Raw genomic sequence first — 12,542 nt, forward strand, 5'->3', positions numbered from 1 at the left:
ACGGACAGGGAAAGCATCCCGTCTGCACTGCAGGGCTATCGTAGCTCGATGTGCAGACGAGATGCTTTTTTTATTATATTGAAATGGCGACAAAGAAAGGGGACTATGCGATGGCATTTCCAACGACTTTACATGAAGGCATGATTCTGGATGAGCGTTATCAAATTGTGCGCAGGCTGGGGCATGGAGGCATGAGTCAGGTGTATCTGGCGCATGATCTGAAGCTGCCCGGCAAGGAATGGGCGATTAAAGAAACGATTGCAGTCTCTAATAAATATCGGGAAGCAGCAGCGGAGGCGGCAATGTTAACTACGCTCAGTCATCCGTTTTTACCGCGTATTGTTGATTTTATTAATGGCGATGAAGTGGGATATACGTATATGGTCATGGATTATATACGTGGCGAGACATTGGAGGAGAAGTTTCGCACTCATCCAGAGCAGGTAGATGTACCTTTTATTTTGCGTTGTGGTGATCAGCTACTCCGTGTACTGGAATATTTGCACCAGCATGAGCCGCCCATTGTTTTTCGGGATATGAAGCCGTCTAATGTGATGATTACACCTGATGGTGATGTACGGTTAATCGATTTTGGCATTGCACGTACGTTTAAGCCAGAGGAAAGCCAGGATACAATCAAGCTAGGAACAGTGGGCTTTGCGGCGCCAGAGCAATATGGGGGAGGACAGACGGATCATCGCTCTGATCTATATGGATTGGGTGCATTGTTGCTCTATCTGGCAACTGGCGGCATGTATAGTGAATGGCTAGCTGGGATGGAGGGGCTGATACGGACAGATATGCCTCAGCATGCTGTACAGATGCTACAGCGTTTATTGCAACCCGATCCATCGCATCGTTTTCAGTCTGCGAGTGAGGCAAGACAGGCACTTTATGTGAAGCCTCTTCAGCGCTCACGTGGTCAAGGTGGAGCATCGACCCAGATCATCCAGTGGAATAAAACAACCCAGGTGATCGCATTGCTTGGAGCCAGCTCAGGCACAGGCACAACTCATACAGCGATTATGCTAGCTCATTATCTGGCGCGAATGAATCATACTGTAGCACTGGTAGAAATGAATAGTGACCCGGGAGCCTTTGCCCGTATTCAGCAGGTCGCGGTAACAGGTATGAATGAACAGCAGCGACTGCGTGAATCGCGTCAGTTTGAGCTGGAAGGCGTGCATTACTGGCGTGAGGCTGCACGTGCAGAGGTAGTTTCCCTGCTGAGTGGGAGCTACCAGTTTATCGTGCTTGATCTAGGTCGATATAGACAAAATGATCGACTGGAGGAGTTCCTTCGTGCAGATATGCCGATTATTATTGGCTCTGGTGCAGAATGGCGCTATCAGGATGTGATCGAGATGATGACAGCATTAAAGCAATACTCACGGGAAAAATGGCATTATTGTCTGCCACTTGCACAGGATGAAGCAGTACGAAGACTGCGCAAAGAGCTGGCTACTGACCAGGTCTATGCGTTACCGTGGCAGCCCGATCCATTTGATGAGGATGAGGATATTGCTATGCAGCTAGCTGTACTGCTACAGCGTTATCTTCCGATTGTCCGTAAAAAGCGTAAATTCCGATTCGGGTTACAGTTATTTTGATTCGTTTGTACCTGTACAGGCGAAGAATGAGACGTTAGACATAGAGCAAAAAGATGAACTTTCAAATTGCGCAAATTTTTGACTAAAATTGATGCAGTTGAAGGGGCTATAGGAGCAGGTAAGACTCGTCCTTTTATCCCTTTAAAGCTGAAGTCGATATAGTATAAGCTTAATGAGTAGGCAACTTGTAGTGAAGAATACCACTACATACGATATTACAAGTAATCTAGCAATGAATGATTAGATGGTGTGTTAATCCGTTGTTATACTTTCTCATAACGTTAAGAAAGTGAATCAGATGGTAGAAAGCAAGCTGGTGTACGGACGATTGCGGAGGGCGTTATGTTCAGATCGGGAGCCTATCGATATGCCAAAGGGGGAGCAAATATGACAACGGTAATGTTTTGGAGTCCTGATGCCGGTCATGGTAAAACCTCGTCACATACGGCGATTGCAGCTATAACGACAGCCCTGCAATATAGAGCGCGTTTATTGCTTTGTCATAATGGACATCGAGGACATGGAGTGGAATCTGCCTGTGCAGAGGATCTGGCAGAGAAGGCTGCTGAAGTCTGGATGGAAGGCCCTGGTATTGATCGTCTGCATTATTTGCAGCAATCCGGTATTTTAAATGGTCATAATGTGTCGGATTACATGGTTCCGCTAATCCGTGGACGACTGGATCTATTATCCGGAACAAGGCACAGTCAGGAAGATGCTGGCTTTGGAGATAGCTTCTGGCGCTCCTTGCTTGCTTCTGCTGGTGAGGCGTACGATCTAGTTGTACTGGATGCAGGGGCAGGCGAGGATAAGCTGCCGTTACTGGAAATGGCTGATCTGGTCGTTGTGAATCTCAGCCAGCATATGGAGCAGCTTCATCATTTTTTTGCTCATCCAGCTTATGCAGATTGGGCAGCTTCTTCCTGTTGGATTCCAGTGCTGGGGGCTTACCGGGCAGAAAGCAAGATTAATCTTGCACATATTAATCATACGTTTGGATTGAAGCGTCCGCTCTATGCGATTCGCGATTGTCAGCCGTTTCATGATGCCTGGAATTCGCGCCGGTTGTTATCCTTTATGCGCTATCGGTTAATGCTGGATTGGCCGGAGGAGCAAGCTGGTGAATTTTTCCGTCAATCCTTTGAGCTGACGACAGCGATTCTAGAAGGGCTGGAACAGTTAGAGGGAGCGCCACAGCCATCGCTTCGTACCATTAGAGAATATAACAGAGTTCAGCATATTCAATATACAGATCAAGCAGCGCAGGCATTAGCCGCTCGACTTTCGCATTCGATGCATGAAAGCATGAAGTAAAGAGTATGAACTAAAGCGCATGAATTAAAGCGTAGACCGAATTGTATCTATATTAGATTAAGCGATGACTATGCGATGAAGCACTCTGTAGCAGTTGCTTTATCTGTTATGTTTTGCTAAGATGGGAATGCTTAATGAAGTGAGAGCATTATATATAATTTGCACTGGGGGAGCCTTTAAGGCTGAGATGACAGGCGATCTGTCGAACCCTTTGTACCTGATCTGGATCATACCAGCGTAGGGAAGTGGAAGAAGCATATCTCCATTTGCGTATAGTTCGTATGTTGACGTATTCGTCCGTGCCCATTCTGATCGAGAATGGTGATCATGGATAAAGTTTGTATCGTTGCAGGTTGTAATGACGGCGTTCTTGCTTATGTCGAGGAACCCAGTATGACCCGTACATACTGTCAATCATGCATATACGTAACTGAGTTTGACTTCAATCATCATTGGGGATACATACGCGTGTATGTCTGATGTCGACGATGTTTATACGTAACGATACGATAAACAGCCACTTTCCTGAACGGGGAGGTGGCTGTTTTGCGTTTCATTCGCCAGCGGAGTCGCTATCAATGCAGCTTCATGAACAGAAGTGAATGGAAGCGGTAGCCCAGTACATGACCTTTGGTACATGATCTTGAGCAGGTACATCCTATGTGAGGGTTCATACAGACGTAGTGGAGGGGGCATAGTACGCTGATGGAAATACATGTGATCACACCAGAGCAGCTGCAACGTCAGCGTCTGATCGACGTTGCCAGCTGCGTTTATCCATATGTGACCGCTATTCATATTCGTCAGAAAAACTGGTCTTCGCAGGAGATGAAGCGGTTTGTTCATCAATTGCTGGAGCAAGGAATACCAGCGTCTAAGCTGGTACTGAACGGGCATCCTCTGCTGGCGCTGGACATGCAGCTTGGTGGTATTCATTTACCAGAACGGGTACAGCTAGCTGAATCTGCTTCTGAACACGAGTGCATGAGAATCCGTTCGTCATTACGTGTGGGGCGATCGGTTCATAGCATGGATAGTGGGAAGCGGGCAGAGCGGGAAGGCTGTGATTATGTGTTTTTTGGTCATGTGTACGCGACAAGCTCCAAGCCTGGTATTCCTCCACGCGGGCTTGTAGCGGCGAAGGAGTTGTGTAACACGCTACACATCCCTGTTATTGCAATTGGAGGTATTCAGCCGCAGCATGTGCGCGAATTACATGCAATTGGTGTGGCAGGTATCGCTATGATGTCTGGTATTTTCGAGGCAGAGCAGCCCGAGCGCCAGCTTGAGCGTTATCAAAAAGAGCTTACTAAGGCGGAAGCAACTAAAATCCAAATAGGAAGTGACCCAGAATGAGAAGTAATGGTCATTACGATGTGATCGTAGTTGGCGGTGGGGCGATCGGTGCAAGCATCGCATATGAACTGGTGCAAAAGGGTGTGCGTGTAGCATTGATTGAAAAACATCAGCCTGCGTCCGGTGCATCCGGTGCAGCAGGAGGAATGCTGGCAGCCAGCTCCGAGCATTTTGCTACACCAGAGCTGTATGAGCTTGCTCTTCAAAGTCGAGCATTGTATTCACAGCTAAGCGAACAGCTGCATGAGCTGACGGGTATAAATATCGGCTTACGCACGGAAGGGTTTTTACTACCTATTCATCGGCAGCAGGATATGGATTGGGAAAGCCGTCAGCGCCGCATTGGTGAAGCCCAGGCCAAGGGGATGGAATGGTGGGATAACGAGCGTTTAGCGACAGAAGAACCGAATGTGCGCGCTGAGGATGGTATGCTGTACAATCCTGCCGAGCCACAGCTTGTTCCTTCCTTGTTGACTGAGGCTTATGTGGCGGCGTTTATTCGCTTAGGAGGTACACTTCATAGCGATCAAGAAGTGATTCGTCTGTTGCGTGAGCCTAATGGTCGCGGCCTTGTCCATGGTGTAATTACAGAGCATGGCATTCTGTATGCGGATCAGGTGGTGCTTGCTTCCGGCCTGGGCACATCACGCTTACTGGCTGCTGAAGGATTACGATTGCCCTTTTTGCCTGTAAAAGGGGAATTGATGGAGATTCGCACGCCGATACCATGGCTGCATCATACGATTTATAGCGATACCATTTATATCATTCCGAAGCATCCTCATCGCATATGGGTAGGAGCAACAAGTAAGCCCGGACAGCATAGCACGATTGTTGAGGCAGGTGCCGTTGTTGAGCTATTAATGAGGGCGCAGCGCTATATTCCAATGCTGACAAAAGGCGAGCTGGTACGCTGCTGGGCAGGCATTCGCCCGGGTACACCGGATGAGCTCCCTTATATCGGTCCTGTGCGAGAGCTACAGGGGCTTTGGATTGCAGCCGGACATTATCGCAATGGCATTTTGCTATCAGCTGGAACGGCCAAGCTCATGACAGAAGCGATCACAACAGGAAAGGATACGTTCATCCCGCATGCTTTCCGTCCTGAAAGGGCATTATATCCACTATCCTCAGCACCGAATAAGTATCAGGGTGCAGGTATAGCAACAGGTTATAACGTAAGGGAGTCCTGATAATGAAGCTAATTATTAATGGAAATGACCGCTTATTCCCTACACCCGTGCAAACCGTAGATGAATTGCTAAACGTGCTGAAGTTAGCGAATAAAATGGTCATTGTCGAGCATAACGAACACATTTTACAAAAGCATGAGCATCAGCAGACCGAGCTACAATCAGGAGATCGGTTAGAAATTGTACATTTTGTAGGAGGTGGCTGAACATGTTAACAATAGGACAACATCACATTGCATCACGACTACTACTCGGTACGGGCAAATTTACCGATCTGGATGTACAGGCACGCGCCGTGGAGGCATCAGGCACAGAGGTGTTGACCTTTGCTGTACGTCGCTTGAATCTGGATCAACCGGATGAGCCTAATTTTCTGGAACGACTTGACCTGAAAAGGTATAAGCTGCTGCCGAATACAGCTGGAGCGCATACCGCAGAGGAAGCGGTGCGTATTGCACGCCTCGCCAGAGCATCTGGATTATGTGATATGATAAAGGTCGAGGTTATTGGAAATGATCAGCTTATTTTACCTGATCCATTGGAAACGTATAAAGCATGCGAGATATTGCTAGCCGATGGCTTTACAGTGCTGCCTTACATTTCCGATGATTATATGCTGGCAAAAAGGCTACAGCAGCTGGGTGTACATGCCGTCATGCCAGGTGCCTCACCGATCGGCTCAGGGCGCGGAATTTTGAATCCATCTGCATTGGAATGGATTATTGGTGATGCAGAGGTGCCTGTCATTGTCGATGCAGGGATTCGATCTCCTGTCGATGCTGCCTACGCGATGCAGCTCGGAGCGGACGCAGTGCTGCTCAATACCGCAGTATCCGGTGCGACTGATCCGGTGCAAATGGCAACTGCAATGAAGCTCGCCGTTGAAGCTGGGCGTCTGGGCAGAGAGGCAGGCATGATTCCGATCAGGCAGTATGCGGTGGCAAGTAGCCCTACAGAAGGGATGATTACAACTTGATTCGCAACAAGGATGAACAGACGGAAGCGCGTCTGTCGAATAATACAGATCCTATAACGACCGATCCACATCGCCGATATTCGCGTCAGGAATTATTTGCACCACTCGGAACGAGCGGGCAGGAGCAGCTTGGACGCGCCTCCGTACTAATCGTTGGCGCAGGAGCACTTGGTTCCAGCTCGGCAGAAACGCTCGTACGTGCGGGAGTCGGTCATGTGACGATCGTAGATCGTGATTATGTAGAATGGAGTAATTTGCAGCGTCAGCAGCTGTTTACCGAGGAGGATGCAGCAGGACGTGTACCCAAAGCGATCGCTGCTCAGCAGCGTTTACAGCAAATTAACTCCACTGTACGTATTGATGCACATATCGCAGATGTCACCGTAGATGAGCTACAGGAGCTGATTGAAGGCATAGATCTGATTATGGATGCAACAGACAACTTTGAGACGCGATTACTCATTAACGATATGGCGCAAAAGCACAATATTCCATGGATCTACGGTGGTTGTGTAGGAAGCTACGGGATTACGTTTACCATTATTCCGGGTGTGACGCCGTGTCTGCAATGTCTGATGGAGACAGCGCCGCTTGGTGGAGATACCTGTGATACATCGGGCATCATTCCTCCAGCGGTGCAGATGGTCGTTGCTCACCAGACGACAGAAGCGATCAAGCTGCTCAGTGGCAAGCAGGAGCAGCTACGCGGTACATTGCTATCGTTTGATCTGTGGCGCAATGAGCAGGTATCGATCAAAATGAACAGCGCTCGTCGATCAGGTTGCCCGTCATGTGGGCAGGAGCCAACCTATCCGCATTTGAGCCGTGATGCGCAGAGCAAGTCCGAGGTGCTATGCGGTAGAGATACCGTGCAGATTCGTCCGGCACAGCGTCAGGCGCTTGATCTTCAGCATACAGCGAGTCGATTAAAAGGGCTGGGACAGCATGAGATTACCGTCAATCCGTTTTTGCTATCGATGACATTGGAGCAGGGAAGACGGATGGTTGTTTTTGGAGATGGTCGCGTGATGGTTCACGGTACAAAGGATATAACAGAGGCACGTACAATTTACCATCGCTATTTTGGCTAAACGTATAGATATATGGAGAGCGAAATGAATTTTATATGTTTAAAATGACTATTTCTCCTATAGAATAAAAAATTTTTGGATATAAAAATCCCCTCGTTAAAAGCCATTTTGAAAAACAGTGGAATAACCACAAAAAAACGATGTAAGCGTTATTAGGCTTACATCGTTTTTCATAGTTTTCTTGAAGTTTAAATTGAAATAAATACAAAAGGTCGATCTTCTCTTCTCTCCAGCAAATAACGAACAAAATGGAAGATGTATAAAAGATCATACGGAATTATAGTCAGATGATCTATACTGAATCATCAAGCCTGTAGAACAGACAGAGCTGATTGAAATAAGGCAATGAACCAAAATGGTCATCGTCCATCACAACACGGATACCTGTTATAACCCGAATCCAAAGCAGCTATAGCTAATCGCGACTCTGAATAATAAGCAGCAATCCGCCTTCAATAGATACCGTACCTTGCTCTGCGGCAAGCTTATTGCTAATCCCGAGCGAATGCCCCATCCGCAGCGTTGCATTTTCAAGCGGATACTGGAACCCAGTCAGGTGAATGCCAGTAACCTCCGACGTGATCGGCAGTAGCGATACATAAGGATAGCCTTGATTTTGAATAACGGAGGTGGTGGAGGTCAGAGATATGTAGTTATGCATATCCTTAATCGCGCAGCTCACCTGATGATGAAGAGCACGAATGAGCAGTTGTACATTGGCGATCGAATGATCAAATCGCGTACCCAGCGCGCCGAAAATAACAATTTCATCGATATGACGCTCCATCGCCGCTTCAAAAGCAGCCTCGGTATCGGTCAGATCCTTCTCAATCGGATCATAAACAACCAGTTCACCAGCTTGCTGACGAATCTGCTCAAGCTCTGTCTCCTGATCGTTCAAGGAATCAAAATCACCGATGGCCAGCTGTGGCTGTACACCATGCTGAATCAAAAATAAAGCACCACGATCAGCACCAATGACCAGATCATCTTCACGAATTTCCTTTAAAAAATCAGGATGTAACTGACCGCCGGAGAAAATAAGAGCGCGTTTTGCAGCCATGAAATTCCCTTCTTTCTGTATAAAATAAGTCGGATTGTGGCATTGATCGCAGGTGCCGAACAATCGGTTCTATTCGTAACTGTAAAAGGAAATTAACAGTTGCGCAACTTTTGCTCACGCCGATACAATAGAGGATGGGAGCTGCGGGTTTCTTTTCATAAAGTATAAAAAGGCATTAACCTCAGCAAATGATTCATCTATCTCGAATTGTAAGCGCAAACAAATGAAGAACACCGTTTGAATCCCTGTATTTAAATGTAATAAGTTATGAACAAACCATTACAGACACGTAGAAACGAATTCAACAATCCATGTTCTACTCGCCAGCTACGAGCAACGTGCTATGCAGAGCAGATGGGTGATCCTGTCCATACATAACGAAGCAGAAGAGACGGAAGCAGGATATCTAATTGATCCATGTGCCGTCCCATTCTGTTCGATTGTATCAACCTGATCATCCGTGCGAACTATAGCAGGTGTCAGCAGCATGCCATGGCATAGGGGAAAACGAGAAAGCGAACAGCTTACGCTTGCGCTGTAGTCTAGCTTACACTTCCTGCAAAAAATACTTGATCGCGTCAGGTAGTTCCTTTTGCCAGAAGCCCCATAGATGCTTGCCATCTTTTTCGGCATAGCGAACCGTAGCGCCGCGTTCTAGCAACAGGTCGCGTGTATCCTGGTTAAGCTTTACGAAGTCGTATACGCCGGTATCACTTTCAAAATTGGTTTCCTGCAAGCCAACGATCATGTACACATCCAGTGCAGACAGATCGGATTCGGCAGCTATGAGCTGCTGGCTTTGCTCATAATACGCACCGGACAGGCTAATAATGCGGTGGAATAGCTCTGGATAACGAAGCGCGATATGAACGGAAACACTGCCGCCAAGGGAATCGCCAGCAAGTACACGCTCATCCGCAGAACGGCGTACCGGATACTTTTCTTCAATATAAGGAATGATTTCCTCTGCGAAGCAAGCGGTATATGCCTCAAAGCGGCTGCCGAATGGCGCATACTCCTGGGTGCGAATTTTGGTATTTACCTCTACGCCAACAACGATGAACGGCTCGATGTTTTCATCTAGGATCAGTTGATTGGCGTACGTAGCAATACGACCAAAGTTAAAAAATTCTTCGCCATCCTGGCAATAAATGACCGGATAGCTGAGCAATTCGTTATAGCCGGGTGGTAGATAGATCCGAAGCGTGCGTGCTTCACCCAGATGGCGGCTTTGAATTTCCTCTTTTAAGATTGTTCGTTTCAAGTAGCGTGAATCTGTCATGGTGGTCACCTTTTTCTATCGTAATTTTTGCAATGGGTTAAACGATGCGTTAAGATGGAGTCGTGTGATTTTCACGAAATGTATTTAAATTTGATCAAACTGTTATATTATTCAATCACACCTGTTATATATACAATAATAGCTATCACATAAGAATTTCAATGTATGCTTTGACGAACCGAGTAGAACAGGTGTATAATAATTCTATAACAGCGGAACATGATATTCAAATTTTTTATTGAGGTGAATAAAATGAGCAAGGTTCCATATGAAGTTTATACGGAAGAAGTGGAAGCACTTTCCGTTCTCTCCCCAGAAGGTAAAATTGTCAACCCTGACAAAGTACCTGATCTGACTGATGATCAATTGAAAGAAATTATGTACCGTATGGTATTTACACGTACTTGGGATGACCGTGCAGTAAACCTGGGTCGTCAAGGCCGTCTTGGTTTCTACGCACCGGTATCCGGTCAAGAAGCAACAATGGTTGGTAGTGTATACGCGCTGGAAAAAGAAGATTTCGTTTGCCCAGGTTATCGCGATATGCCACAGCTGGTATGGCACGGCCTGCCACTGTATCAAGCATTCCTGTACTCCCGTGGACATCAAGAAGGCGGACGCATCCCTGAGGGTGTAAACGTTCTGATGCCTCAGATCATCATCGGTGCACAAATCCTGCACGCGATGGGTATCGCTATGGGTTACAAGCTGAAAAAACAAAAACAAGTTGTTATCGCTTATACCGGTGACGGTGGTTCCTCCGAGGGCGACTTCTACGAAGGTCTGAACTATGCAGGTGCTTACAAGCTGCCAGTAATCTTCTTCGTACAAAACAACGGCTATGCAATCACAACTCCATTTGCAAAACAAACAGCTGCACTGTCGATCGCTCACAAAGCGGTTTCCGCTGGTATCACTGGCGTACAAATCGACGGTATGGATGTTTTCGCGGTTATCACTGCGGTTCGTGAAGCAGCAGAGCGCGCACGTAATGGCGAAGGTGCTACATTGATCGAAGCGTTGACTTATCGTTTCCGTCCGCACTCCATGTCTGACGATACAAGTAAATATCGTACAAAAGACGAAGAGGGCATCTGGAGCGAGAAGGATCCTATCGCTCGTCTGGCAAAATACCTGGCTGAAAAAGGTCTGTGGACAGACGAAGATACAGAGCGCGTACGTGAAGAAGCAAAAGCAAAAGTAAACGAAGAGATCAAAAAAGCTGAGAAAACAGAGAAAATGACTGTAACTGGCTTGATCGACAGCATGTTCGAAACTACACCTCACGATCTGGAAGAGCAAAAAGCAGACTTCAAATAAGATCGACATGCGGCCCGCTTCTGGGCCATGAGGTTTTAGCATAGTACGAACCAGCACATCCTTGATGCGTGAACATGAACAGTGAAATGTTTAAGGAGGAAATGAAGCAAATGGCACAAATGAATATGAAAGAAGCGATTCGCGACGCAATCCGCGTCGAGATGAAAAATGACCCTAACGTGCTCATTTTTGGTGAAGACGTAGGTAAAGTCGGCGGCGTATTCCGCGCGACAGAAGGTTTGCAAGAGGAGTTTGGCGAAGAGCGTGTATTCGATACACCACTGGCTGAGTCCGCAATCGGCGGTCTGGCATTCGGTCTGGGTATCCAGGGCTTCCGTCCAATCGCTGAGATCCAATTCGTTGGTTTTATCTTTGAAGCATTGGATCAAATGGCAATTCAAGCAGCACGTCTGCGTTATCGCTCCGGCGGTCGCTACAATGCACCAATCGTATTCCGTACACCTTACGGTGGCGGCGTAAAAGCGGCTGAGCTGCACACGGACGATCTGTCTGGTCTGCTGGCACAAACTCCGGGTATCAAAGTTGTTATCCCTTCGAACCCTTACGATGCAAAAGGTCTGATGATCGCGGCTATCCGTGAAAACGACCCTGTATTCTTCATGGAGCATCTTAACCTGTACCATGCATTCCGTGCAGAAGTACCGGAAGAAGCTTACACAGTTGAAATCGGTAAAGCGAACGTTGTTCGCGAAGGTTCCGATGTAACGCTGATCACTTATGGTATGACTGTTCACACAGCAACCAAAGCAGCAGATCAACTGGCTGAAAAAGGCATCAATGCTGAAATTATCGATCTGCGCACTCTGAGCCCGATCGATATCGATACAATCATCACTTCCGTACAAAAAACAAACCGTGCGATCGTTGTTCAAGAAGCTCAAAAGAGCGCGGGTATCGCAGCAGAGGTTATGGCTCAAATCAACGAGAAAGCGATTCTGCATCTGGAAGCTCCGGTTCTGCGCGTTTGCCCACCGGACACAGTGTATCCATTCGCTCAAATCGAGGATGCTTGGCTGCCAACACCTCAGCGCATCATCGACGCTGTAGACAAAGTAATGAACTTCTAATGAGACTTCCGGCGATGCCGGAGCTCACGTTCATCGCTTGATGAATTAAAGGTGCAAGGAACAAAGGCGGTTTGCAAGATGGCATCCGGCTGCGACCCCTCCATCCCGGGAAGATGGTGAGCAGCGGAACTTTCTACAGGCGCCTTTTGGCTTGCCCACTGGCTGGTATATAGCCACCACACAACAAGAATTACACATATTACTTATCAACGATTGTTGAAATAAAGGCCTTTTGAGTGCTATTCAACA

11 protein-coding genes and 1 riboswitch are annotated in these 12,542 nt (G+C 47.2%); of the genes, 9 read left to right on the forward strand and 2 right to left on the reverse strand.

Translation table 11 applies throughout. From position 1 onward, the window contains the following. Positions 1-110 precede the first annotated feature (110 nt). From SK066_RS10565 to SK066_RS10595, 7 genes are all read left to right on the forward strand, one after another. Positions 111-1,610 (forward strand): serine/threonine protein kinase, encoded by a 1,500-nt coding sequence (locus SK066_RS10565; protein WP_320544619.1) that lies wholly within the window; start codon positions 111-113, stop codon positions 1,608-1,610. A gap of 387 nt (positions 1,611-1,997) precedes the next feature. Continuing rightward, positions 1,998-2,924 (forward strand): MinD/ParA family ATP-binding protein, encoded by a 927-nt coding sequence (locus SK066_RS10570; protein ID WP_320544620.1) that lies wholly within the window; start codon positions 1,998-2,000, stop codon positions 2,922-2,924. Positions 2,925-3,080: 156 nt separating this feature from the next. Further along, a riboswitch (TPP riboswitch) is annotated at positions 3,081-3,185 on the forward strand. A 444-nt stretch (positions 3,186-3,629) separates the two neighbouring features. After that, positions 3,630-4,280: a thiamine phosphate synthase gene (locus SK066_RS10575; protein WP_320544621.1), complete on the forward strand. Its 651-nt coding sequence runs from the start codon at positions 3,630-3,632 to the stop codon at positions 4,278-4,280. After that, positions 4,277-5,473, forward strand: a complete 1,197-nt coding sequence (gene thiO / locus SK066_RS10580; protein WP_320544622.1) for a glycine oxidase ThiO — start codon at positions 4,277-4,279, stop codon at positions 5,471-5,473. Before SK066_RS10575 ends, thiO begins: the two co-directional genes overlap by 4 nt. A gap of 2 nt (positions 5,474-5,475) precedes the next feature. Further along, on the forward strand, positions 5,476-5,679 hold the full coding sequence (gene thiS, locus SK066_RS10585; RefSeq protein WP_320544623.1) for a sulfur carrier protein ThiS: 204 nt from the start codon (positions 5,476-5,478) through the stop codon (positions 5,677-5,679). A gap of 2 nt (positions 5,680-5,681) precedes the next feature. Further along, entirely contained in the window at positions 5,682-6,449 is a 768-nt protein-coding gene (locus SK066_RS10590) for a thiazole synthase (RefSeq protein WP_188777742.1), read from the forward strand. A 32-nt stretch (positions 6,450-6,481) separates the two neighbouring features. Next, complete coding sequence (locus SK066_RS10595; RefSeq protein ID WP_320544850.1) at positions 6,482-7,540, forward strand: MoeB/ThiF family adenylyltransferase; 1,059 nt, start codon at positions 6,482-6,484, stop codon at positions 7,538-7,540. 415 nt (positions 7,541-7,955) lie between these two features. On the opposite strand, the gene SK066_RS10600 is transcribed toward SK066_RS10595, so the two are convergent. Both SK066_RS10600 and SK066_RS10605 read right to left on the reverse strand, forming a co-directional pair. Then, positions 7,956-8,603: a thiamine diphosphokinase gene (locus SK066_RS10600; RefSeq protein ID WP_188777740.1), complete on the reverse strand. Its 648-nt coding sequence runs from the start codon at positions 8,601-8,603 to the stop codon at positions 7,956-7,958. Positions 8,604-9,150: 547 nt separating this feature from the next. Then, positions 9,151-9,885, reverse strand: a complete 735-nt coding sequence (locus SK066_RS10605; RefSeq protein WP_320544624.1) for an alpha/beta hydrolase — start codon at positions 9,883-9,885, stop codon at positions 9,151-9,153. Between the two features lie 252 nt (positions 9,886-10,137). Between SK066_RS10605 and pdhA the strand changes: the two genes are divergently transcribed. After that, the gene (gene pdhA / locus SK066_RS10610; RefSeq protein ID WP_188777737.1) at positions 10,138-11,205 is read left to right on the forward strand and encodes a pyruvate dehydrogenase (acetyl-transferring) E1 component subunit alpha; all 1,068 of its coding nucleotides are present in this window, start codon (positions 10,138-10,140) and stop codon (positions 11,203-11,205) included. A 110-nt stretch (positions 11,206-11,315) separates the two neighbouring features. Then, positions 11,316-12,293, forward strand: coding sequence for an alpha-ketoacid dehydrogenase subunit beta (locus tag SK066_RS10615; protein WP_320544625.1), 978 nt, complete (start codon positions 11,316-11,318; stop codon positions 12,291-12,293). Positions 12,294-12,542 lie beyond the last annotated feature (249 nt).

Origin of the sequence: Paenibacillus hunanensis, assembly GCF_034055775.1 — a bacterium.
Classification (GTDB): Bacteria; Bacillota; Bacilli; order Paenibacillales; family Paenibacillaceae; genus Saccharibacillus; species Saccharibacillus hunanensis.